At 39.0% G+C, this 24,477-nt stretch carries 19 protein-coding genes; 10 read left to right on the top strand and 9 right to left on the bottom strand.

Annotation, left to right across the window (positions count from 1 at the left end):
• Window positions 1–42 precede the first annotated feature (42 nt).
• Window positions 43–678, top strand: coding sequence for a DUF417 family protein (locus LC419_RS17030; RefSeq protein ID WP_223608487.1), 636 nt, complete (start codon window positions 43–45; stop codon window positions 676–678).
• Between the two features lie 87 nt (window positions 679–765).
• Here the strand turns inward: LC419_RS17030 and LC419_RS17025 are convergent, their stop codons facing one another.
• The 9 genes from LC419_RS17025 to LC419_RS16985 all read right to left on the bottom strand — a co-directional run bounded on the left by LC419_RS17025 (window position 766) and on the right by LC419_RS16985 (window position 15,629).
• Window positions 766–2,181: a TolC family protein gene (locus LC419_RS17025; RefSeq protein ID WP_223608486.1), complete on the bottom strand. Its 1,416-nt coding sequence runs from the start codon at window positions 2,179–2,181 to the stop codon at window positions 766–768.
• A complete protein-coding gene (locus LC419_RS17020) occupies window positions 2,168–5,326 on the bottom strand; it encodes an efflux RND transporter permease subunit (RefSeq protein ID WP_223608485.1) in 3,159 nt (1,052 codons plus the stop codon). The genes LC419_RS17025 and LC419_RS17020 overlap by 14 nt, the downstream gene beginning before the upstream one ends.
• 31 nt (window positions 5,327–5,357) lie before the next feature.
• Window positions 5,358–6,467 (bottom strand): efflux RND transporter periplasmic adaptor subunit, encoded by a 1,110-nt coding sequence (locus tag LC419_RS17015; protein ID WP_223608484.1) that lies wholly within the window; start codon window positions 6,465–6,467, stop codon window positions 5,358–5,360.
• A gap of 398 nt (window positions 6,468–6,865) precedes the next feature.
• Window positions 6,866–7,633, bottom strand: coding sequence for a LytTR family DNA-binding domain-containing protein (locus LC419_RS17010; protein WP_223608483.1), 768 nt, complete (start codon window positions 7,631–7,633; stop codon window positions 6,866–6,868).
• A complete protein-coding gene (locus LC419_RS17005) occupies window positions 7,630–8,748 on the bottom strand; it encodes a sensor histidine kinase (protein ID WP_223608482.1) in 1,119 nt (372 codons plus the stop codon). Before LC419_RS17005 ends, LC419_RS17010 begins: the two co-directional genes overlap by 4 nt.
• A 415-nt stretch (window positions 8,749–9,163) precedes the next feature.
• Entirely contained in the window at window positions 9,164–10,612 is a 1,449-nt protein-coding gene (locus LC419_RS17000; protein ID WP_223608481.1) for a hypothetical protein, read from the bottom strand.
• Window positions 10,613–10,855: 243 nt separating this feature from the next.
• Entirely contained in the window at window positions 10,856–12,316 is a 1,461-nt protein-coding gene (locus LC419_RS16995) for a RagB/SusD family nutrient uptake outer membrane protein (RefSeq protein WP_223608480.1), read from the bottom strand.
• Window positions 12,317–12,321: 5 nt separating this feature from the next.
• Window positions 12,322–15,276 (bottom strand): SusC/RagA family TonB-linked outer membrane protein, encoded by a 2,955-nt coding sequence (locus LC419_RS16990; protein ID WP_223608479.1) that lies wholly within the window; start codon window positions 15,274–15,276, stop codon window positions 12,322–12,324.
• A gap of 197 nt (window positions 15,277–15,473) precedes the next feature.
• Window positions 15,474–15,629 carry a hypothetical protein gene (locus LC419_RS16985; RefSeq protein WP_223608478.1) on the bottom strand — a complete coding sequence of 52 codons (156 nt, stop codon included), beginning with the start codon at window positions 15,627–15,629 and terminating at the stop codon, window positions 15,474–15,476.
• A gap of 384 nt (window positions 15,630–16,013) precedes the next feature.
• On the opposite strand from LC419_RS16985, the gene LC419_RS16980 reads away from it, so the two are divergent.
• The 9 genes from LC419_RS16980 (at window position 16,014) to LC419_RS16940 (ending at window position 24,475) form a co-directional block, all read left to right on the top strand.
• Window positions 16,014–16,577: a hypothetical protein gene (locus LC419_RS16980; protein WP_223608477.1), complete on the top strand. Its 564-nt coding sequence runs from the start codon at window positions 16,014–16,016 to the stop codon at window positions 16,575–16,577.
• 11 nt (window positions 16,578–16,588) lie between these two features.
• A complete protein-coding gene (locus LC419_RS16975) occupies window positions 16,589–17,233 on the top strand; it encodes a hypothetical protein (protein WP_223608476.1) in 645 nt (214 codons plus the stop codon).
• 14 nt (window positions 17,234–17,247) lie between these two features.
• Window positions 17,248–18,018, top strand: a complete 771-nt coding sequence (locus LC419_RS16970) for a sensor histidine kinase (protein WP_223608475.1) — start codon at window positions 17,248–17,250, stop codon at window positions 18,016–18,018.
• Entirely contained in the window at window positions 18,015–18,659 is a 645-nt protein-coding gene (locus LC419_RS16965) for a response regulator transcription factor (RefSeq protein ID WP_223608474.1), read from the top strand. The genes LC419_RS16970 and LC419_RS16965 overlap by 4 nt, the downstream gene beginning before the upstream one ends.
• Window positions 18,660–19,210: 551 nt before the next feature.
• Window positions 19,211–20,056: a caspase family protein gene (locus LC419_RS16960; protein ID WP_223608473.1), complete on the top strand. Its 846-nt coding sequence runs from the start codon at window positions 19,211–19,213 to the stop codon at window positions 20,054–20,056.
• Between the two features lie 66 nt (window positions 20,057–20,122).
• Window positions 20,123–21,133 (top strand): serine protease, encoded by a 1,011-nt coding sequence (locus tag LC419_RS16955; protein ID WP_223608472.1) that lies wholly within the window; start codon window positions 20,123–20,125, stop codon window positions 21,131–21,133.
• A 1,772-nt stretch (window positions 21,134–22,905) separates the two neighbouring features.
• The gene (locus LC419_RS16950; protein ID WP_223608471.1) at window positions 22,906–23,415 is read left to right on the top strand and encodes a hypothetical protein; all 510 of its coding nucleotides are present in this window, start codon (window positions 22,906–22,908) and stop codon (window positions 23,413–23,415) included.
• A complete protein-coding gene (locus LC419_RS16945) occupies window positions 23,412–23,759 on the top strand; it encodes a tRNA-binding protein (RefSeq protein WP_223608470.1) in 348 nt (115 codons plus the stop codon). Before LC419_RS16950 ends, LC419_RS16945 begins: the two co-directional genes overlap by 4 nt.
• A gap of 14 nt (window positions 23,760–23,773) precedes the next feature.
• Window positions 23,774–24,475, top strand: coding sequence for a 3'-5' exonuclease (locus LC419_RS16940; RefSeq protein WP_223608469.1), 702 nt, complete (start codon window positions 23,774–23,776; stop codon window positions 24,473–24,475).
• Window positions 24,476–24,477: the final 2 nt, after the last annotated feature.

The following is a 24,477-nucleotide window of genomic DNA, read 5'->3' as shown; positions in this document are numbered from 1 at the left end:
GTGCATTCTGCAGTGAAATACCTTTGTGGAAAAATAAATCAGATGCAAAACAATACACTCTACACCCATCTTCTCAGATTAGATTCTTATTTCCTTCATTTTTTAAGAATCTCCATATTCATCGTGATGGCCTGGATCGGAGGTCTTAAAGCTTATCGGTATGAAGCTGACGGAATTGTTCCTTTCGTGGCCAACAGCCCTTTTATGAGCTTCTTCTATAAAAATGCAGATCATAAGATACTTAACAAAGAACAAAAAACGGTTTCAGAATATACATTGTACAAAAATCCTGAAGGGAAAACGGTCAAGAAAAACATCGACTGGCACACCCAAAACGGAACTTATGCATTTTCTTACGGATTAGGAACAATGATTATTATGATCGCTATTTTGGTGCTGCTCGGTATATGGTATCCCAAGATTGGAGCTTTGGGTGGAGCTTTAACTTTCATCATGTCTTTCGTAACACTCTCTTTTCTTGTAACGACTCCGGAAGTATATGTTCCTGATCTGGGCGGAGATTTTTCCACACCACAATTCGGGTTTCCTTATCTATCAGGGGCCGGCCGATTGGTTTTAAAAGACATCATCATGATGGCTGCCGGGCTGGTAATATTTTCAGACAGTTTAAAGAAAGCATTAAGAAACTCAGGTACGACAACAGTCAACCAAAACTAAACACTTAGTTTTTAAATATTTAACCTCTAAAAAACAAAAAAGAAGCTACATTTTGCAGCTTCTTTCTGTATTTATTTAAAGATAAAATTAATGAGTTCCGCCTCCTAATGCTCTGTACAAATCAACTTCTGCGTTGAGTTTTTCCAGGGTGACATTCACGGCTTCCAGATCATTCTGAAGTTTATTATTCTGGGCTGTGATAACTTCCAGATAGGTCGCCATTCCGCTTTTATACAGTTTCAGCGCATCGTTGATTCCTTTATCTAAAATAGCCGTTCTCTGCTCCAGCAATTCCAACCTTTCAGAAGAACCTTTGGACTTAGCCATAGCATCAGAAACTTCACCTACAGCCGTCATAACGGATTGCTTAAAAGTGATTACAGCTTTTTCCTGTTCTATCACCGCCGTTTCGTAAGCCGTTTTCAGCTCTCTCTTTTGAAAAATAGGGGCTGTAAGGTTGGCTGCCAGTGTTTTAGTGATCGATCCCGGCAGGTCAAACCATGAATTAAATTTATTCGAATTCAGCCCGATTTGTGGCGAAAGGCTGATGCTTGGGTACATCGCTACTTTTGCCAGACCTGTTTTTGAATTCAGGCTGATTACATTGAGCTCTGCGGCTTTCAGATCCGGGCGACGGCTCAATAACTGGGCAGGAATGCTTTCTGACAACTTATTTTCAGGAATCATTTCTGACAGATAACCTTCTCTTTCAATACTTCCGGGATATTCTCCGCAAAGAATGCTCAAGGCATTTTCCTGAACAGAAATATTCTGTTTGGCCAGTGGAATCAACAGCTCTGCTGTTTTCTTCTGCGCTTCCGACTGCTGTACTGCCAATGAATTGATCTGTCCCGCCTTGAACTGGAGATTCATCATCTGAAGCGTATTATTGCTTAAGTCAATATTTCTCTCCGCTATTTTCAGCTGTTCATCCAGACTAATTAAATTGTAATAGGCTTGTGCCACCTGAACAATGATTCTGCTTTTTAAGGCATCCAGGTTTTCTTTCTGTGCAAAGTATCCCGCTGCAGCCGATTCTTTCTGCATTTTCGATTTCCCCCAGATATCCACTTCCCAGGAAAGCCTGAGGGTAGCACTGAAATCATCGATGTATTTATTCCCGGTGAACTGCTCATTAAGCGATCCGTTAAGGCTGTTTTTCGAGGCCCAGCTTCTGTTGGCTCCTGCACTGAAATCAAGCGTTGGCAGCAATGCATTTTTTGCCTGTTTATAGGCCTGATCCAGCTGTTCCATATTCTTAAGCGCTATGGAAACTTCATTGTTTTTAGCCAGTGCTTTTTCTATTAATCCCTGAAGTTTCTGATCTTTGAAGAACGTCTTCCAGGGGAGAACGATAGTATCTCCGGTTACTTTTACGGGATCTCTGTATGCTGCAGGGATGCTGACATCCGTTCCTGCATAAGGTTTTCTTACAGCGCAGGATGCCAATACAGAGACCATTGCGCCGTAAAAAAATATTTTATTGATGTTAAATAGTTTCATTTGATGATTGATTTTCCAGTTTCTCATTATATTTCTTTGATGAAAATTTCTCATCCAGATATTGAAAAAACATATACAATATTGGAATGACAAAAACGCCCAGTACCACACCGCTCAGCATTCCCATCGCGGCACTTGTACTGATGGACCTGTTTCCTGAAGCCATTCCTCCTGAAGAGATCATCAACGGAATCATTCCTGCAATAAATGCCAGGGAAGTCATGATGATGGGCCGAAGTCTTGCTTTTGCTCCTTCTAATGCAGATTCCAGAATAGACAGCCCCGATTTTCTTCGCTGTACTGCAAATTCTACGATAAGAATGGCATTTTTAGCCAGAAGCCCGATCAGCATGATCAATCCTACCTGTACGTAAATGTTATTATCCAGTCCGATGGCTTTTATTCCCAGAAATGCTCCTACCACTCCTGTGGGAATGGAAAGCATTACCGCCAGAGGAAGGATGTAGCTCTCATACTGTGCGGCAAGAAGCAGATACACAAACAGCAGACACAGTCCAAATATGGCAATGGTTTGATTTCCCGCTGACTTTTCTTCCAGACTTAATCCGGTCCATTCGTAGCTGTAATCGGAAGGAAGCTTATCCAGTGTTTTTTCCAGTTTCCCCATCAATTCTCCGTTACTTACACCCGGTTTTGGAGACACATTGATGTTCAGTGAATTATAAAGATTATATCGCTGAGTGGATTCCGGTCCGTAGACTTTGTTTAACGTAATCATGGTATTCGCCGGAACCATCTGACCCTGATTGTTTTTCACGAAAATATCGTTGAAAGCCTGTTCATCCATTCTGAACATACCATCTGCCTTGATATTGACTCTGTAAAATTTGCCAAATCTTGAAAAATTCTGAGACTGATCTCCTGAAAAATACGTTTGAACTGTTCCCAAGAGATTGGATATACTTACTCCCAATTGTTTGGCTTTATCTTCATCCACTTCAAGTTCCATTTGCGGATAATCTGCTCTGAACATGGTATACGCAAATCCTACTTCCGGCACTTTCATCAGTTGCCCGATGACCTCATCAGCTTTTGCTTTCAGTGCCTGAGGATCTCTTCCCATACGGTCCTGAAGCACAATCTCTGCATCATTTGTCATTCCGTAACCTTCTACTGGCGGCATTCTGAAAGTCATTACACTTCCTTCTTTAATGGAAGCCAGCTTTTCATTCACCCCATTTAAGATTTCATTAATATCCTGTACTTTTCCTCTTTCTTTTTTAGGTTTAAGTTTAACAAATCCCATCGCATAAGCAGGACCTGCACTGTTACTTAATAAATTGAATCCTGTGATGGATGTATTTTCATGAATTCCTTCTACATTTTTCAGGATAGCATTGATCTTAGCTGCTGTTTCAGTGGTTTTGGTCAGACCTGTTCCCGGCGGCATGCTTAAAGTGTACATAAAAAGTCCGTCATCTTCCATCGGAACGAAACTTTTGGGGGTACTGCTCATCAACCATGCGGCTACACCGATAATGCCCACTACCAAACCTCCTGCTATCCATTTGCGCCCGATCAGAAATCTCACACCGTTCACATAGCGGTTGGTCATATTATTGAACCCGGCATTGAATGCTACTGCGAATCTTTTCCCAAATCCTTTTGGCTGCTCTCCGGCTCCTGAATGGTTGTTTTTAAGGAATACGGCACATAAAGCAGGCGTTAAAGTCAGGGCATTAACCGCTGAAATAATGATGGCAATGGCCAATGTATAGGCAAACTGCTTATAAAACATCCCCGCTGATCCGGACATAAACCCGATCGGAATAAATACGGCAGACATCACCAGTGTAATGGAAATAACAGCTCCTGTAATTTCGCTCATGGCTTTGTGAGTCGCTTCTCTTCCGGAAAGATCTGTCCCTTCCATATTGGAGTGAACGGCCTCTACAACGACAATGGCGTCATCTACTACGATACCGATGGCCAGTACCAAAGCGAAAAGCGTCAGTACATTGATCGTAAATCCCAATACCAGAAGGAAAAAGAAGGTTCCTATAATGGCAACAGGAACTGCTATTGCCGGAATGATGGTAGATCTGAAGTCCTGCAAAAACAGAAATACAACAATAAACACGAGAATAAATGCTTCAATCAAAGTAGATTTTACCTGTCCGGTGGCTTCATCCAGTCTTTCTTTTGTACTCATCACCTTGGAATATTTTATTCCGGGAGGAAATGATTTTGACAGCTGTTTTATGGATTTATCAATGCCTACTTCAATGGCATTGGCATTTGAACCTGTGGTCTGCATAATCGCTACAGTTACCGCATTTTTCCCATTGGAAAGGTTGTCTCCACTGTAAGAAAGCGATCCGAATTCTACACGGGCTACATCTTTCAGGCGTATAACCTTGGTTCCATCGTTTTTAACGATAATATTTTCATACTGTTCCGGTTTGTTCTTTTTTCCTTTATAACGGATCACGTATTCCAGCGCTGCATCAGATTCCTCACCCAATTTTCCCGGGGCAGATTCTAAACTGTGATCTGCAATGGCATTGGAAACATCAGCAGGTTCGAGGCCGTATGAAGCCATTTTTTGTGGATTCAGCCAAATTCTCATGGAGTAATCTTTAATACCGAATACCTGTGCCTGTCCTACTCCTTTTACCCTTTTGACCTGAGGAATCAGGTTGATATTGGCATAATTCTGCAGGAATGTTTCGTCGTATTTACTGTTATCATCCGTATAAATATTGAAAAGCATTACCATGCTGTTCTGCTGTTTGGAAGTCGTCAGCCCCATTCTTACCACTTCCTGAGGAAGGATCGGAGTGGCCTGCTGAACTCTGTTCTGTACATTAACCGCGGCTTGATCTGCATTAACACCCTGTTTAAAAATGATAGAAATGGAAAAGGTTCCGTCATTACTGGCGGTAGATTTCATGTATTCCATATCTTCCACTCCGTTGATCTGCTCTTCCAGAGGTGTTACCACAGACCGTATTACGGTTTCACTGTTTCCGCCGGGATAAGACCCCATAACGGTAATGGTGGGTGGGGAAATGTCCGGGAATCTGGTCACCGCCAGTTGGTTCAGTCCTATAATCCCCAATATGACAATGATCAGAGATATTACCGTTGCCAGTACCGGACGGTCTATTATCTTTTTTAACATGTTAAATTTTCTAAGAATGAATGATTATCTATTATTTCACATCCGCTGATACCAGCGCTCCGTCTGTAAGCACGTCAATCCTGTTCACGGCGATCTTATCCCCGGCTTTGACTCCGTTTTTCACGAAATAATCCTGAGATGTGCTTCCTGAAATTTCAATCGGGGACATTTTTACCTTATCCTTACCTTCCAATTTATAAACGAAGAATTTATCCTGGATATCTTTGACAGCAGTTTTGGGAAGTTTTACAATTCCGTCCAGAGACTGATGCAATAAGACCCTCGCTGTTCCTCCCGCTCTCAATAATTTATCCGGATTCTGGAAAACGGCTTTCATCTGGATGCTTCCTGTATTTTTATCAAAATTCCCGCTGGCATTTTCCACTTTTCCTTTGTAGGAATATTTTGAACCATCAGCAAGAATCAGTTCTACATTTTCTGTCTGTTTTCCTGATGCTGTCTTTTTGCTGTATGCTATAAAATCAGCTTCATTCATTGAGAAGTAGACATTTACAGTATTGATATTCGAAAGTGATGTCAATGGAGCAGCATCTGAAGGACTGATGAGGTTTCCTACCCTGTTTGGAATCCTTCCGATATAACCGCTTACCGGTGCTTTGATGTAAGTGAAATTGGCATTGATTCGTGATGAGCCTAATGAAGATCTCGCCTGTGCTGCCTGTGCTGCTGCTGCATTATAATTGGCCTGAGCGGTTTTGAGCTGCATATCGGAAACTACTTTTCCTTCTACCAGAGGTTTTAGCTTTTCTACCTCCAGCCTTGCTGTTTCCTGAGCGGCTATGGCGGCTTTCAATGCGGCTTCATTATTATTCACCTGCTCATTATACACAGAAGGGTTGATTCTGAATAGGGTCTGACCTTTATTCACATACTGACCTTCCTTAACATAAACGGCTTCCAGATATCCTGTCACCTGAGCTTTAATATCTACATTGTCCTGGCCTTCAATACTTCCAGGATATCCCGCAGAAATGTCTGCATCCCCGGATCTCAACTGAATAAAATCTGTAGGCACTGCGGTCATCTGCTGAGCTGTTTCCTGACCGTTTCCGGAACCACAGGAGCTTAGCCCCACAACAACGGCTAATGACAGCACCCAATATCCTTTTTTATAATTCATAATTATATTTATTTTAAATTTTACACTTGCAAAATAAGTTCACAGAATAAGGATACGGATGAAGAAATCGGGTGAAACGTAATTAATCGCAGATGAAACGTAGACTAAGGAAAATGAAAAGTTTTGTGCTGTTTTTGAGGATAAAGGCTGTATATCCCTGAAAAAAATCCCTCACGAATACGGATCATGAGGGAGGTTTATTATTTACAGGATGTCAGATTTCAGAAACGAGACATCAGACATGAGACTTTATTAGGTTGAGGCTAAGAAGGGAATGGTTAATTTTGCTACATAAGTGAAATATAAAAGCCCTCCAACTTCAAGATCTGATTTACATGACTCATCATTTATAGCTCATAACTTTCCGAAACTCTCAAACCCGAATCCCGTACCTGGTTTTAATAATCCATCCAGGATTTGAAGACAGAGGCTTTTTCTCTGCTGACGATGACTTCCATGTCAGGCTGCTGTTTTCTGAGTTCCAGTTTTAGTTTTCCATTGAAGTGGTTCAAAACCTGTTTTACAGAGTCTATGTGGATAATGAACTGTCTGTTCGCCCGGAAAAAGAATTTCGGATCCAGCTGTCTTTCCAGTTCTTCGAGGGTTTGAGGAACGTTTTCGATGGCACCGGTATTCAGTACTGCTTTGCTGATTCCGAGTTCTGTGTAAAAATAGAGGATATCTTCGGCCAAAACGGTTTTATATCCGTCGCGGTGGGCAAGAAGGAAGCGTTTTCTGTAGTCTTTGGGCTGGATATAATTCAATAGCCCTTCAATGGCTGTTCCTACGAACGGAACGTTTTCTATAAAGGTTTCGTAGCGTCTCAATGCGGCTTCAAGCTCATCTTCGTCTATCGGTTTCAGAAGATAGTCTATGCTGTTGTATTTAAAAGCCTGAACCGCGTATTCGTCATACGCTGTTGTAAAAATCACCGGGCTGCGGATGTCAAATTTATTAAAGATTTCAAAGCTAAGACCGTCTGCCAGGCGTACATCCATCATAATCATATCGGGAGCCGGATGATGATTCAGCCAATCCACAGCTGAAGTAATGGATTCTTCTACCGACATAATCTCTACGTGAGGCCTCAGTTTTAAAAGAAGCCTTTTCAATCGGTCTGCATTCAATTTTTCATCTTCGATGATTAAAATCTTATTAATCTTCATATCAGGGGAAGTTTTACAATGAATTTGTTTTCTGTCTTTTCTATTTCCGGCTTTCCGTAGCCTAGAATCTCATATCTCGCTTTGATATTTCTCAACCCTACACCTGAAGAATCCGGTTTATTGATCAGCGGTAGAAATGTATTCGCAACGACCAGTTCTCCAGTTGGAAGCGTATAAACTTCTATTACCAGCGGATTAGTTTTTGAGGTTTGATTATGTTTAATGGCATTTTCAACCAGCAACTGAAGAGACAACGGAACGGTGTGCATTTTGCGGTGTTCTTCTTGGACATCAATCTTAAATATAACGCCGTTTCCGATTCTTTTTTCAATCAGAAAAATATAGGATTCCAGAAATTTCAATTCTTCTTCTACAGCAATGACATCTTTCCCGGAATTAACGAGAAGATAACGGTAGACTCTTGCAAATTTCTCGGAATACTCGTAACCCAGCTGCTGATCTTCCAGAATAAGTTCAGAAAGCACACTGAGATTATTAAAGATAAAATGGGGATCTATCTGTAGTTTAAGCGCCTGAAGTTCTGCAGCCATTGCGGCCTGCTTATGTTTTGAAGCCCTGAGTTTATGCTGGGCAGCCTCTTCTGCGGTTTTTTTCCAGTTTTCGAGCAAATAATCAACAGTATTAAAAGCACTGATAATAAGTGAAATAATGATATTCGTCGCGACCCATTGCCCTAAAAGTGTGAATTCCTTGCGGTAATCGAGTTTGGTCAGATTTTCTGTGGTGCTTTCTATGATAAAGTTGACGATGATGATGATCAGCACACTTCCTACAATCTGAAGACCGCACTGTATCAGAAGTCTTTTAACCGTTCTATTGCTCCAGGGAAGGAGCTTATTAAGGGTCCTGTCGATGAATATACTCACCTCCGACAGAAGGACAGAGAAAAGGAATACCCACAACAGATCTTCTACCATAAGTTGCCACGGCCCGTTGAGATAATCCATCCATGCAGGATCAAACGGGTCAATCAGATAGGAAAAAATATAAAAGGTAATGATAGCCACCAGCCAGATCACCAGTCTTCTTTTTGCGGTGGAAATAATTTTCCTGTTTCGGGTTATTTTTTTTCTGATCTTGGCAATCCTGTTCATATTCGGGACTTTGTAAGTGTAAATATAAAAATTGATTTGATAGGAAATCTTTCTATTTTGAACGAGCCTGCGAAAACAGCCGGTGAAACGTACAATACGCCATTTAAAATGTACCTCAACGTTTCATCATCAAAAAAACACATTTCATCACCTTATTCAGTCATATCACCCTATTTTTTATAAAGAATAATACGTTGTCATCCTAATTTTGCCGTATTGAAAATTTACCATTAGAAAATATCAAATAATAAATGCCTCATACTATCAATCCCCAGACATAGATTAAGTTCAATAGAAATCTGAAAATATTTGAATTATCCTTTTGCCTTAACGGGCTAAATTTTACACTTAATCTTGTTAGTAAGGCCCGGCAAATTGCCGGGCCTTTATGTATTAAACATCAAAATAATTCAGATTACGGGCAGCCGTATATCGTTTGCTTGAAACTTCCGTTTACTCCATCTGATGTTCCTACTTCATGCTGTACCGTAAGGAAAGACAACATAGCTTTTGCATAAGTATTGGTATTGTACATTCCCATGTGCTTTTCCATTCTTTTCTGGTTGGTATTTGATCTGCACTCATATTCAACAGGCAGATAAATGGGATCAGTACAAAAACTGGAATTGATTGGAGCTGAGAAATTTGCCTGATACAATTTCCCTTCTAAGAATTTCACGCAAAGTGTTGTTTTCTTATCTTTTCTTCTGTTCCAGTTTCCGTTGTTATCAATATGATGCAGCTCTGTCCACCCTGCCAGCGAAGATCTTGGGTTAATAAAAGGAAAAGCACTCCAATTATAATAGTCTACTTTACCCCGCAATACATTGGAAGAATTAATAACAAGGTCTTTTAGTGCTCCTCTTGCATCTGAAGAGCAGGACTGATCCATCGATCTCACATAGACATTATAGGTCTGAACCACATTCCATGCGCTTGCATTACTGTATGGACTGATTGACTTTACTTTAATCGTAGGATGGTAAGTGGTATTTGTAGCCGGATAAACATGCTCAATAGCCGGCAAAATGTACTGATTGGGAAGGAGCATAAATTCAGCAGCAGCATTGGTTCCGTCATTAAATTCAATTCTGTATCGGGCCTGCTGGGGAACGGACAGGCGGCTTAAGGTAAATCCTTCAAATTTTACTTTCCCGGGATTTCCGCAGATAAAGTTTTCATACACGGTACCGCTTAATCTGAAAATCTGCAGGGGAATGGGCGTCCCTCTGATTCCTTTGGCATCTGCAAAATCAACGGTTCCAAACTCTCTTTTTAATATTTTAGGAGAAGACACAGATATAATTTCTCTCACCGGATCGAGTTCTAATATCTGTTCCAGTGTGGGATGATCTCCAAGCGCTTCCACTTTTTTCATTACTTCAGGGTGGTCTGCCTTTACGGAAACTATAAATTCAGGATTGATATACTTCAATACATAATTCCCCACTTTTACTTCTCTGTTTACATTTAAAATAGAACGAAGGATATTGGAAGTGATCCAGTGTTCTTCAGGAATTTCCTGATAAGAAGTCCAGCCGATGGCATTTTTCTGCTCAAATTTTGCAAACGCATCTGCTCTTAGGGAATTCAGACCCAAAACCTGTTCTACTTCCAGTAAAAAGTCATTTTCACTCATGTCTTCATTGGGTGTGGAAGCTACATCCGTCAGGTAATCGTAGTAACAATAGAACTGTTTTTCATCGGTAAATTCCAACATTCCATTGGATAAGGACGGGGTGGAACAGGGTAATGTCACCTTTGACGAAGTTTTTTTTAATAATAACTCATTGTCTGTTTTTTTATTTTGCTGAAGCTCATCTTCACAACTCCAGAGAAAAAACAGCGAACACAGTACTATCATATACTGCTTTTTGAAAATTGGTTTCATATACATAATTCTTTGTCTGAAATTACTTCTTGCTATAAAATCCCACAATCAGGACTTATTAAGTGTACAATGATTTTGATTAAGTGTAGGAAAAACGGGATTACCTGTAGGATGAAGAATGCTTTTTTTAACCACAAAAAAACCGGAGTACTAAAAACTCCGGTTATCCTGTTCTTTAATCACAATCTATTCTAAAACAAATCCGAGATCTGCTTATCAATTCTGTATAATCTGAGGATTGTTATTAATCTCTTTATTAGGAATCTGAAATATAAATTTATCCGGGGAAAGGTTCAGCCTTCCGAATGTATGGTTGGTTCCCGGATATATTCTTTCCAACGGTGTTCCCAGTCTCTTCATATCAAACCAGGCGTAGCCTTCCCCCCAAAGTTCAATCCTTTTTTGAAGAATGATCTCATTGATGAGGTCGTTTCCTGTTTTAACGGATAAAGTGTAGGCACTGTTTCTTTTAGACGTGATTTCATATAAAACCTGTTTGGCTTCCGCTTCTTTTCCCTGTCTGGCCAATGCTTCCGCTTCTATATAATAAAGAGAGGACGCTCTGACGTAGATATAATCTCCCTCAAAAAGTGTAGGGTCTTTAAATTTCCAGTTTACATAAGCAGGATAGTTTTTCGTCTTGGCATTGAAGGTATACGCAGTGCTCTGACTTCCATTGAATACCTTTTTACGGTAATCGGTGTTTGGTATCGCATCATAAAGACGTTTATCGATCAGCTTGTAGATTTTTGCAGCACCGGCATAGCCTTCGTTGGTATTATCAAACATAGAGAAGAATGAAGCGTAGTAGTTTCCGATGCTCATGGTAGATACCGTGTTATGGAAGCCCCATAAAACCTCAGGATTATTGATGTTTGAGAAACCTGTTGTGGTATAATCATTTTCGGTCATCAATGCGATTCCCTGCTTGCTTTCATTGGCATATTTCGCGGCCCTAGTGTAATCTCCCGTTTCAAGATATATTTCAGAGGCAATGGCTTTTGCTGTTCTTTGGTCTATCTGAGCTTTGGACGGACGCGCATACGTATCCAAAAGGACAATGGATTCTTCAATATCTCTTTTAATCTGCTGATACACATCGTATACCGACGATCTTGCTAGACCCTGGCTTTGATTATTACTTGTCAGCACCAGTGGAAGTCCCGGAGCCGACTGATTGTCTTTGTAGCTTTTAGCATAGAAACGAACCAGATAAAAATAAGAATATGCTCTCAGGGCAAGCAACTGCCCTTTGATGGCTGCATTATTGTTTTTGGTATCGTTTTTTAAATCATCCAGAAGTTTATTGATCACAAATATCCTTGCGTAAAAAGTCGTCCACACAAATTCCGCTGCGGAGTTGCTGGCATTGGTCGCTTCATAGTTGTAAAACATTCCCAAATGCTGATTGGTAGCCTGTATTACATCATTCGACATCAGATCAGACCCTCCTTTGATGGCCATAATCCCGAAGTCAGAGTGTGCTGTAGAACCGCCAGCCCCGTTGCTGCGGAGATCCAGATAGATTCCTCCAAGTATTTTTTCGGGTTTCGACTGGTCATTACTCAATTGTTCACCGGAAATATCGCCTTCCGGAAGTGTATCTAAATCATTCGCGCAGCTATTGGTGATCATGCTGATGGATAAAGCTGCTATAAAATATTTTATTGTTTTCATCTTTTTTAAAAGTTTAGTTTAAATCCTAAAGAAACGCTTGACAGCAGTGAATATCTGTACGGATCTGATACTCCCGTTAATGAAGCTCTCGGATCATACCCTTTTCTTTTAGACCATAAGTAAAGATTGTTTCCTGTGACATACACTTTCAGACCTGATAAACCTGCCTGTTGTGCAAAATTCTCCGGCAACTGATAGGATAAAGTAACATCCTGAAGGCTGATGTAATCCGATTTGATCAGGTAAAGCGTTGAATTTCCGTTCTGATTGGTTGATGTCAGATCTACTCTTGGCAATTCTGCATTCGGGTTTTCCGGTGTCCATGTTTTGCTTAAATCTGTTGAATAATTGGAAGCATACGTATCGGAATGGAATAAAGATCTGTAGATATCGTCGTATCCATAGCCTCCAAACTGGTAGGCGAAATTAACCGCTAAACTGATCCCTTTATACGTGAAATCTGTCCCGAAACCACCATACACTTTAGGAATCGCTGATTTTCCGGTGTTATAGTCTGTTGCCTCTTTATAATTATTGGTAATCGTTCTTTCCTCTCTTTGTGTCGCTGGGTTAAATACTGTTTTATACCATTGCGCGTCACCGTTTTGAGGATTTACACCTGCAAATTCTTTCAGATAATAAGTATATCTGTCACCGCCTTCCGAAAGAATAAACAGACCGCTTACGAGACCTGTATTTCTTTGCTCCGCAGGCAGTTTAGTGATCTTATTTTTGTAATGGGTCGCATTTCCGTACACATTCCACTGGAACTGATCTGAACGGAGAATTTCCAGATTCAGACTGGCCTGTACTCCTTTGTTGATCATATCTCCGATGTTTCCGTATTTTATAAAGGAACCGGCGTTGGATGGAGGCAAAGGAAGTGCATAAATCATATCTGAGACTTTTCTTTCAAAATAATCGGCATTCAGATTGATCCGGTTTTTTAAAAGAGAAATTTCAAATCCGGCATTCAGATTTTTGGAAGTTTCCCATTTTAAATCTTTATTTCCCTGTTTTTTAAGGGACAGAACGGGTTTGTCATCTCCAAAATTATTGATTCCGTAGATATCCTGATAAGCATAATAATCCCTTGAAGAACCGTCCAGCAAGATATTATCATTTCCCTGCTGCCCGTAAGAGGCTTTTAGTCTTAATGAATTGATGACGGTATTATCTTTAATGAAGTCTTCTTTAGCCACATTCCATGCTACCCCTAAGCCGTAAAAATTACCCCATCTGCTCTCCGGAGAAAATACTGAAGAACCGTCTCTTCTGATATTGGCATTGAAGAAATATTTACTGTCATAATTATAAAGTAACCTTGTAAAATAGCCTTCCACAGCATATTCATAGCCGTTTCCGGATAAATCTGTTATTCTTACTGCGTTATCAAAAGACAGCGAATTGGGTAATAAGAGCTGCTGTTTGGTTCCTGAAAAGCCGTCACTTTTTATTTTGTTCAGCTCATGCCCTGCCAGAATATTAAAACTGTGTTTATCAAATTTTTTCTGATAGGTCAATAACTGTTGATGATTTAAGGTATATTTAAAGATAGACCCCATATTGATATTTCCTCCCACTGATGAAGACGTTCCTCCCAATGTGTTTCCAAACTGAAGGTTCTTTGTGTTTTCCAGATAAGCTCCGAAATTATAGGTGAAATCTAATCCTTTAATAATTTCATAATTCAGGCCCAGATTAGCATTCGTTATATTATTGGTTGTCTGCGATTTATCGTACTGAAGATTTCCGACAGGATTTTCAAAAACCGCATAAGATCTCGTGGCACCGTTGGGTCCCTGCCCGTCACCATAATCGTACAATACCTGTCCCGTGTTGTCATACAGAATATTATAATTGTCATCCCTCAGAAAAACAGGATAAAAAGGCGCTATATTTCTTGCAAACTGAAAAGGATTGGAAAATCCACCGGTCTCACCAAAATCCTGCTTACTGTAGGTATAGGAAAGGCTGCTGGTCAACTTTAATTTTGGGGTAATCGCATAATCCAGATTGGATCTTAACCCAAATCTTTCAAACCCGGATCCAATAAGATATCCTTTATCATCCAGATAATTTAATGAAGTATAGGATTTCACCTGATCCCCATTCGCCGTGATTCCTACGCTGGCTTCCCGTCGTAATCCCGATTTAAAAATCAGTTTTTTCCAGTTGTCCTGATATAATAATTTAGCATCAGGATTAAAAACGCCATCCTTTCCTATCAGCTGATTAAAAGGAACGCTGTAAGCATTATACCCCAACTTATTCAGGGCTGTAAGACCTACATCATGAGGGCTGGCTCCTGAAGGGACCGCTCCCGGCTGCGTTAATCTGGCCACTTCACCCACTCTTGCGCGGTTGTAATACGCCGTATAATAATCCTGTGGCGATGTATACACCGAATAATCTTCGATGGATCTGAAATTCACCCCTGTTTTTACATCTGCTTCGATGTGAAGACCTTTGGATTTACCTCTTTTCGTATTCACGATGATCACACCGTTTGCGCCTCTGGAGCCATACAGGGCGTTGGAAGAAGCATCTTCAAGAAAAGAAATGCTCTCTATATCTGATCCCGGAATGCTGTTCAGGTTTCCGTTGTAAGGAATTCCATCTAGGACAATTAACGGATCACTTGATGCATTAATGGAACCTATTCCCCTCATTCTTATGATAGGCTGCGATCCGGGCTGACCGGAAGATACCACCTGTACCCCAGCTACTTTCCCTCCGATCCCCTGAAGGATGTTTCCGTTTTGAAGATTGGCCAGATCCTTGGTTTTCAGAGACTGTACCGATCCTGTTATTTCTTCTTTTTTCTGCTTTCCGAAAGCGACAACTACCACCTCCTTGATAGCCTGTTCTTTCGAAATACTGTCTTTTTCCTGTGCAAAGGCTAATTCTGCCAATAGAATCATGGCCAATGCACCAATTTTACATGGTGTTCTCCTCATTATATGAATTTTAGATTTAAAGTTGAATGGATGCACTACTGTGTTTTCCTTCTGATCAGGGAACAAGAATCCCCTCCTCCCTTTTCGGGGAGATTGTCAGATAGAAGATGTTGAAACCGACAGGAGATTTACCTGTCTTAAAGAAATTTTGAAATTACTTCGCTTGAATTCCTACAGTAATGTATGAGTTTTGAAGCTTATGCCTGGGTCATCATCCCGCACATCATCCCATCAAAACACATCTCGTGAATGATAAATTGATGTTGTGAAAGGCATCCATTTCCACAACAATTCTGTTGAGTGGATGAAGCTTTATTGGTGCATACGTAAGGATTAAACGAATTTTTATTCATGAGAATAAATTTTAACTTTTTTTTAACTGTGTCAAAAGTATTTAATTATTCACGAACTCAATCAAGTGAGCGTATGAGATAAATCATATAAGCCTACTAAATTAGTAGACTATTAAAAATACTTAAGCGGTTTGTGAATTAATTGCTTGCTCTTTTAAGAAAAAACTCCTCAATAAATACTGCAAGATCAACCTACTGCTGTTCAGGTGTCAGATATTATCGTCTGAAAACCGCACTGGATAAGCATTGTTATTAAATGATTTATCTTACTGAAAGTCAAAACAAAATGTTGTAAATTTATTAAGCGTAAAAACAGTGTTTTCCCCCTTTTGCAGAGTTAAGCAGTTCCCTAATTTTGTTTTATAAAATTAAAAACCATAAAAAATGAAAACTCCTTTTCTATTCAAAAATCTAAGACCGCTTCTGGCAGTTCTTATTTTAAGTTTTTGCACGTTAAGCTGCACCCGCTGCTCCAACCCGCCTACAGAACCTGTAAGTGACAGCTATAAAAAGAAACTGATCAGCTACAAGGAAGGCCGAATACTTTATGATGAATATACCGTAACCAACAATGCCGTTCTCACCAAATACCGAAACGGAGAACCGGATTCACGCTGGTATTGGTTTTCTGTAGAAGATATGGAAGGCTACCTAAAATATGTAAAAGAAACCGCCAGAAAACAGCATCTGAAAAATCCAGGAATCAGAATTTATATGGGGAAATACCCACTAAATCATCCAAAAAGCAAAATGGCAAAACCGGAATATGCCGGCTATCAGACCATATTTCTGGTACCTACTGCTCAAAACCGGAAAAAAGACAACACAGCGGCCAGGTCAAGAACAGAGACATCATTGGATGAAAATACAAACGTAAAAGAAATGCAGGTCCTGAATATGACCAATCTCGCTCCGCCACCTAAAGTGTCCACCGCAGATATGCCGTAAAAAATAAAGTCATGAACTGGAATATCGAAATCGGAAAGCAAATATCTATGGTTTTATCCGTTGTCGTGATGGTGCTAATGATCGTCAAATACAGGAAAATCGGGAAAGAGAATTTATTTTTTATCGTAGGATACGTATTATTATCCCTTATCGATATTTTTTGCTACTTCTATTTTAGAGCTACGAACCGTTCTACTGAAATATTTTTTGTGATTGGCTTTTTAATGATCGTGTTTTTCCTGTATCTGCTGTATTATTATCAATTATTGTACTGGCCGCTCTTAAAAAAACTGCAGTTAATCCTTTTGATTCTTTTCGCGGTCAATATTGTAGTGATGTTGTATGTAGAGGATGATCTCCTGCATCATTTTTCATTTAATATGCTGTATACGGATATCCTTTTGCTCATGTTTTCCATTATTTTATTTTTATATCAGACCTTTAATTCCGATAAAATACTGGAACTCAATAATTATTTGCCCTTCTGGATTTCGGTCTCTTTACTGATCTTATTTATTGGAAGTATCCCGATTTTATATTTCAGAACCACCGTCTCCCAGCATATTTATTTCTTTATCTTATTTATGCTAAATCTGATCAGTAACGGAATACTTGTACTGGGATTAATTTGGAATAAACAGGAGAGGCGCGGATAAATATCTTTTGAAGTATGGAAGAAAATAATTTGGTTATCACCTTTACCATTACTTTACTGATCGTTGTCTTGACGATGATCTTCATCTATGTGGTCTTTATCAAAAAGAAAACGACCCTCCTGCTCGAGCAAAAAGAAAAAGACATGCGGTTTGAAAAAGAACTTGCGACTTCGCAGGTGGAAATAAAAGAACAAACCCTTAATTATATCGGGCAGGAACTCCATGACGACGTTGGACAAAAGCTTTCTGTAGTTCGTTTACGGCAAAATCAGCTGATCTCCAAACTGAAAAATGCAGAAAGAGAAGAGCTGAACGAGCTGAGTGAATTGTTGGGCGAATGCATTCAGGATATCAGAAATTTATCCAAAACACTGATCACCGAGCAGATTATTCATTTCGGACTGACGGAATCCATAGAAAGAGAGGTAAAAAGGATACAGAAATTAAAATTATTAAAAATAGAATTCGTTACCCAGAAACAGGATATTGATATTTCGCCCAAACACGGACTAATTCTATTCCGCATCATTCAGGAAAGCATTAATAATATTTTAAAACATTCCAGAGCTAAAAATGTATCCATACAACTGGAAGATGACCATAACACCCTACGAATCAATATTTCTGACAACGGAAAAGGGTTTAACACCACCAAAATACAGGACGGTTCGGGATTGAAAAACATGGAACTGAGAGCAAAACTTATCCACGCAGAATTTTCCATACAGTCGGAGCTTGATAAAGGAACACAAACCTCAATAACCTATTACAAACACATCATATGAAAACCATTCCCATAGCCATTGTAGATGATCATACTTTAATGTCCAAAGCACTGGAAAATATGATCATGGAAAATCCTCAGTACCGCGTGATCATGAATCATCCTAACGGAGAAGATTTTATTGCAGCCATAGAAAAAGCGTCGGAATTACCCGCCGTAGTCCTGATGGACATTAATATGCCTTACAAAAATGGCATAGAAACCACCGAATGGCTTACCGAGCACCATCCGAACATCAAAGTGATTGCCCTCACGATGGAAGATGACGAAAAAGTACTCATCAAAATGCTGAAAGCAGGGGCAAAAGGCTATCTGCTGAAAGACATGCAACCTTCCATTCTTTTTCAAGCGATTGATACGGTATTCGATAAAGGGAGTTTTTATACTGATTTTGTCGCTCAGAAACTATTGAAAGTAAGAACAGAAGATCTTAAAACCGCCTCTCTCCTGTCCGAATTAAAAGACCGTGAAAAGGAATTTATCAAATGGGCCTGCAGCGAGCTTACCTATAAAGAAATAGCTGACAAAATGTTCCTTAGTCCCAAAACTATCGATGGTTACAGAGATTCTGTTTTCACAAAACTGGAAATCAAAAACAGGGTTGGCCTGGTTCTTTTTGCTTTAAAACATGATTTATACTGATCTGATTTTTCCTTTTAAATCGAAATAGTCCAAAACCATTATAACTCAATTACTCATCCGGTAGATTTTTACAATGTACCGGTTTTTTTCGTTTTCCTTCAATCGTATCATCTATAAAATAGTTCAGTTTTAACAATTCAATTAAAAAAAACACGCCTGTTTTTCACGCAAAGTTCCATTTTAATGCCGTATAGCGTAAGTTGAGCAAAGAAGGAATCAATTTCATTGATTCGACTAAGCGGACGTTTTATCCACACGCTTCATCAGCGACGAAGTCGAACTCTTTGCCTTCCTCATCCTTTGCGTTAAACTGAATTTTTATTCTCCAAATACCAGAATCCTCAACGCAGTCATTTGTGTCAATCTGTGCAATCCGTGGTTAAAAAACCATTTCAGTACAACAAAAAAGGTGTTTTACCTACCACACAATCAGTTCTTTCCCTCTGTTTTCGCTCTGTTGAATTACGGAATTTTGTCCTGTAAAACTAATCCATGAAGGCCGAACCCGAAAAGCCGAAACAGAGTAGGGAAAATTTTAAAAACTAATCGAAATGAAAAAAGCACTCGTCGTAGGAATCAATGACTATGCACCTATAGGATCAGGAGGACCGGACTTAAACGGTTGTGTAAATGATGCCAGAGATATGGCTAACACTTTGGTAATTTGCGGATTTGCTCCGGCCAATATTAAAATTCTCACCAATCAAAATGCCAAAAGAGCCAATATACTAAACTACCTTAAAACATTGGTGAACAGCAGTGTAAAAGGAGATTCACTGGTCTTCTATTATTCCGGACACGGAACAAGAGTCGCCAATATCGGGGCAGATCTGGAAATAGACGGACTGGATGAAGCGATTTGTCCACACGATTATTCGACTGCCGGAGTCATCCGTGATGATGATTTTAAAGCGGTACTCAGTAAACTGAAAGCAGGGGTCAATCTGGAAGTTATTTTCGACTGCTGTCATTCAGGAACCGGAACCAGAAAAATGGATCTCGGACTGGATCTGGAACTCTCTTATGAAGCACCCCGTTTCATTCCGCCTATGCTGGAAGATGAATTTTATATGACCTACGCCAGCGAATTGCAATCCTCCAAAAGTTCAAAAAAAGCGACGACCATGACTAAAGCTCTGGTACCCGTTGCCGGTATGAATCATACGTTATGGGCTGCATCCAAAGACAATCAGGTCTCTATGGAAGGAAATATGAGTGGACAGATACGAGGCTATTTCACCTATCATTTCTGTAAGATTTTACGTGCCACCAACGGTAATATCGTCAGAAAAACACTTGACAAACAGATTGCGATGGCCTTAGCTGCTATGGGCGCCGCACAAATCAACCAAACAGAAAGCATCACTGCAGAATTTTCTCAAAAAATATTCTCATAAAAATCACCGGCGGAGTCCGAAAAGCCATCCAAAGAGTAGGAAAAATAAATTAAAAACCAAATCATCATGTCTAAAACTGAAAGTAATCAACCTATGACGGCGGAAGAAGTATCAAGACTTAAAACCGTTAAAGCAAAATCATCTGAAAAATTGGCCAATGCCGAAAAACAAGCCAGCCAAGGTCCCGAAATGGAAACCATTGACGGGAGATCTTATCCAAAGGGAATGAAAAGTATAGGAATGCCTGCCAATGAAAAAGCAGCAGAAGTAAAAGTCCAAGAAACCGATCACTTCTATCCTACCCATTCAGATTTTGAATACCAGCCCAAACTGGAAGCCAAAAAAGACCGTAAACCAAAATTCATAGAAAGAGAATCTTTCCTAACCACAGAAGGGGTAAAAACTATATTCGGTCCTGATCAGAGAAAAGTATATAATTCTACTGCTTATCCTTGGCGATGCGTAGGAAAAGTGGAAAGCGCATTAGGCTCAGGAAGCGGAGTGATGATCGGTCCGAGACATCTTCTTACCTGCGCTCATATCGTAGACTGGAAGCCTAATAACAGCACTGGCTGGTTAAAATTTACTCCAATGTATTATAACGGAAGTGCTCCATACGGAAGCGCATGGGGAACATTGACTTATTACAAATATAAAGTAGCCGGACCTACCATCGATTCTACAGAAATTCAATATGACTACGTAGTGATTGTTCTGGACCGACGTATTGGAGACAACATAGGCTGGATGGGCGCAAAATCCTACACTGACGCATGGGACGGGAAACCCTATTGGACTCATGCCGGTTATCCAGGAGATTTAACCGGAGGACAGCGACCTACTTATCAAACAGACATTGCTTTAGACGGTGATTTCTGGAGTGCTGATGACAATGAAAGTATGAGCCATAAAGCAGATATCTGGCCGGGACAAAGCGGAGGTCCTTTCTGGGGATACTGGGATGGTATTCCTTACGCTGTAGCTACCCAAAGTGCTCACAACCCAAGTGAAAACTTTGCAAGTGGCGGTTCAGATCTCGTGAATCTCGTGATCAAAGCCCGAAACGAACATCCTTAACCAATTTTTTTTTTAATACGAAGAGCCTGACTTTATGTTGGGCTCTTTTATTAAACGTTTTTAAAAACTTTTTTAGAGCTCAGAGAGTGATTATGAGATCCTATTTTCTTTAGCAATATTATTCATCTCTTCGAGTTCTGGATAATGGAGAGTTATTAGCGGGGACAGCTGTTCATAATTTTTGCTATCACCGGTATTTATTCCAGAAAGTTCTCCAGGCAATTTAAGATCTAACGTAAAAATTACATCTGTATATTCATAGATACTTAATCAGTAGCCTTAAATTTTAAATGATTAGTTATTTCAAATTCTACATACCTGTTTTGTGATATAGCAAAAATTAAAAGAGCTGCTATAATTAAAACTATACTTATTATAATCTTTGGTTGTAAACTCAGGTTTTTAATTTGTCTACTCATAACTCTAATTTTATTTAATTATACATTCGCTTCCCTAAATCTATATTTTACTTTTTTAGAAGATTACTTACAAAAATCTCAAATAGTCAATAAAAAAGTTGTGAATCATTGATTTAAGATACTTTTGCAAGGTTACAACATTAGCTCAAAAAGATCTGTTACACTAAAAAAGCTAGGTAAAAAAAAATAAATATTAAACATATTAAAATAAAAATATGGGATATTTTCAGATAGTCAAAGCATCCCTGTGGATAACTTTTTTATAAATATTTTGAGAATATTTTATGCATAATTTGTGCACAAAAACACCTGTCAATAAAGGATTTCCAGAAAATAGTGTTATAGTAAAGATTAAATTTAACTAAATTTTACAATAAAAAATTTGGAAACAGATGAGGAAACGTCAGATTTTTGAAATACATTTGTAGAAGATTTTGTTCTAACATATATAAAATATATAGTGGAACAAAATTAAAAAAACCTCCAAAAAGGAGGCTTTTAATTAGAACGTATTCTTATTTGCTTTTCTTAAAAAGCGTTGCAAGCGCTGAGTAAAAATTAATAAGAACCACTAGAAGTTCTACTAAAGATTTAAAAAAATCCATTTTGGAAAATTGTAAACTCGAGAGCTCAATCTCGAGTTTATTTGTTACAAAGGTCGAAAAAAAGAACTGATTTAGAAAGAGGTAAATACGAATTGATAGAATTTTACCCTTAAAAGTTTTCCACATTTACATGAAACTTGCTCTGTTAGTAGGTTAAACACGTTTATAAAGCCTAAATAAATGTAATTGTACACTTATAATTAAACAACTATAAAAAAAACAACGTAAACAAAAGATAAACTTATTAAACACTTATGTTTTATAATTAATTTTTCTTACACCAAAATAGACCTAAATACTTGATAAATAAAGGGATTTTAAATAAAAAAATCAATGTTAGTAATTTAGGATTCTTAATTAAAATAGGTGATAATTTATCGTCAAAAAGTTCTCTAACAAAAGGTGATATACTTATTAGATTCAGAATAAGAGCACATTAATTACTTAAAATTGTTCATTTTTGGGAAATAGGTAGACAATACGAAAAGAGAATTACAATCAACACTACAAAATTGATCGTTTTTAAAAACTTTTTAGAAATAGAAGAGAGATCAGTGTGACCAGCTGGGATAATTTTTGCGATCACTGGTATTTGTTCGAGAAAGACCTCCTAGGGAATTTAAGACTATCTTTTTTGAGACTATCTGCTTCTTTTGTAATTATAGATAGAATAAACCTATCTAAAATTCTATTTTTAAGAAAGTAGCACTTCAAATATTTTAATACATTTGTTTAAAACATATTCTGAATGAATTTCGAGCAGATCAATTTACATCTTGAGGCTTATAAAGAACACGACCAAATACTGGATGCGGCGAAATTTTTAATCCATTCTTTTGAACTGGAACATGAAAACTTTGCCGGCTTTGGTTTTAGAGAAGAACTTTCCCCAACTTCTATGCTTTTAACGGCTGAAGGAGAATTGGGAGGCCCTCAGAAAGTAATGATCCCTAGGAATTTATTTGATTTTGATCTGAACCTCGTATTGAATATGGTCGCCCACGAAATGCTTCATGTACGGCAGAAAGCCCCCGGACATGTCATTGAAGATAAAAATGAGCGGGAATTTCAGGCGTACTATGAAATGCTTTTCCATAAGGTTTTTCCACAGGTGCCGGAAGTCTCGGATTTTCACAAAAAATTCTTTGGAAACAAAGCGCTGGAATATTACAGAAGGATGGGCGAAGGATCAGAACTGCAACACAAATATGCAGAAGGAAAAACAGAAGTAGAACATTTAATCCATTCATTATCATGACGATAAAACCGGAAATATCCTGGACAGATTTTGAGAAAATAGATATAAGATGCGGAACAATTGTTTCCGCCAATGATTTTGAAAAAGCAAGAAACCCTTCTTATCAACTGGAAATCGATTTCGGAGATCTTGGCATTAAACAGTCTTCGGCTCAGATTACCTCCCTTTATCAGAAAGAAGAACTGATAGGAAAGCAGGTGATGGCTGTCGTGAATTTCCCCAGAAAACAGATCGCTAATTTCTTCAGTGAATGTCTGGTACTGGGCGTTTATGGAGAAGATAAGAAAGATGTTACCCTTTTAGCACCATCACTTCCGGTAAAAAACGGAATGCAGGTAGGATAAAAACACAAACACATATGATACAGCACATTCCATTAGAAAAAGTTTTATTCCTTGATATTGAGACCGTTCCGGGATCCGGTTCGTGGGAGGAACTTCCTGAAACCGAACAGAAACTTTGGGACAAGAAAACCAGATTTCAGAGAAAAGATGAGGTGACCGCTGCAGAATTTTATGACCGGGCAGGTATTATGGCCGAGTTCGGAAAGATCATCTGCATCACCATCGGAATGGTAGAAAAGAATGAGACTTTAAAAATTAAAAGCTTTTCGGGTCATGATGAGAAAAAAATGCTTCAGGAATTCGGAGAGCTCTTCAACAGTCCAAGACTGAACAATATCATTCTTTGTGCCCACAACGGAAAAGAATTTGATTTTCCATGGATCGCCAGACGTTTCCTAATCAATGGGATGCAGCCTCCGGTTCCGTTTCAGATGTTTGGGAAAAAGCCCTGGGAAATCCCGCATATCGATACCATGGAGCTCTGGAAATTTGGGGACTATAAAAGTTTTGTATCCCTGGAATTACTGGCTCATGTCTTCGGAATTCCCACCCCTAAAGATGATATAGACGGTTCAATGGTTTCATCAATCTACTACATAGAGAAAGACTTGCAGCGAATTGTTGACTATTGTGAAAAAGATGTCTTAACTTTGGCAAATGTTTTCCGGCGAATGCGCCAGGAAGATTTGTTGAAAAGGAATATCAATCTAGATTAAAA

This window comes from Chryseobacterium sp. OSA05B (assembly GCF_019970065.1).
In the GTDB taxonomy this organism is placed as follows: Bacteria; Bacteroidota; Bacteroidia; order Flavobacteriales; family Weeksellaceae; genus Chryseobacterium.
The sequence above is the reverse complement of the archived record's forward strand: the minus strand, read 5'-3'. Positions and strand labels throughout refer to the sequence as shown.

Bases quoted from the DNA above. Each gene is read 5' to 3' on its own strand.
- LC419_RS17030 (WP_223608487.1), top strand. From the start codon at position 43: ATGCAAAACAATACACTCTACACCCATCTTCTCAGATTAGATTCTTAT.
- LC419_RS17025 (WP_223608486.1), bottom strand. From the start codon at position 2,181: ATGAAACTATTTAACATCAATAAAATATTTTTTTACGGCGCAATGGTC.
- LC419_RS17020 (WP_223608485.1), bottom strand. From the start codon at position 5,326: ATGTTAAAAAAGATAATAGACCGTCCGGTACTGGCAACGGTAATATCT.
- LC419_RS17015 (WP_223608484.1), bottom strand. From the start codon at position 6,467: ATGAATTATAAAAAAGGATATTGGGTGCTGTCATTAGCCGTTGTTGTG.
- LC419_RS17010 (WP_223608483.1), bottom strand. From the start codon at position 7,633: ATGAAGATTAATAAGATTTTAATCATCGAAGATGAAAAATTGAATGCA.
- LC419_RS17005 (WP_223608482.1), bottom strand. From the start codon at position 8,748: ATGAACAGGATTGCCAAGATCAGAAAAAAAATAACCCGAAACAGGAAA.
- LC419_RS17000 (WP_223608481.1), bottom strand. From the start codon at position 10,612: ATGATAGTACTGTGTTCGCTGTTTTTTCTCTGGAGTTGTGAAGATGAG.
- LC419_RS16995 (WP_223608480.1), bottom strand. From the start codon at position 12,316: ATGAAAACAATAAAATATTTTATAGCAGCTTTATCCATCAGCATGATC.
- LC419_RS16990 (WP_223608479.1), bottom strand. From the start codon at position 15,276: ATGAGGAGAACACCATGTAAAATTGGTGCATTGGCCATGATTCTATTG.
- LC419_RS16985 (WP_223608478.1), bottom strand. From the start codon at position 15,629: ATGAATAAAAATTCGTTTAATCCTTACGTATGCACCAATAAAGCTTCA.
- LC419_RS16980 (WP_223608477.1), top strand. From the start codon at position 16,014: ATGAAAACTCCTTTTCTATTCAAAAATCTAAGACCGCTTCTGGCAGTT.
- LC419_RS16975 (WP_223608476.1), top strand. From the start codon at position 16,589: ATGAACTGGAATATCGAAATCGGAAAGCAAATATCTATGGTTTTATCC.
- LC419_RS16970 (WP_223608475.1), top strand. From the start codon at position 17,248: ATGGAAGAAAATAATTTGGTTATCACCTTTACCATTACTTTACTGATC.
- LC419_RS16965 (WP_223608474.1), top strand. From the start codon at position 18,015: ATGAAAACCATTCCCATAGCCATTGTAGATGATCATACTTTAATGTCC.
- LC419_RS16960 (WP_223608473.1), top strand. From the start codon at position 19,211: ATGAAAAAAGCACTCGTCGTAGGAATCAATGACTATGCACCTATAGGA.
- LC419_RS16955 (WP_223608472.1), top strand. From the start codon at position 20,123: ATGTCTAAAACTGAAAGTAATCAACCTATGACGGCGGAAGAAGTATCA.
- LC419_RS16950 (WP_223608471.1), top strand. From the start codon at position 22,906: ATGAATTTCGAGCAGATCAATTTACATCTTGAGGCTTATAAAGAACAC.
- LC419_RS16945 (WP_223608470.1), top strand. From the start codon at position 23,412: ATGACGATAAAACCGGAAATATCCTGGACAGATTTTGAGAAAATAGAT.
- LC419_RS16940 (WP_223608469.1), top strand. From the start codon at position 23,774: ATGATACAGCACATTCCATTAGAAAAAGTTTTATTCCTTGATATTGAG.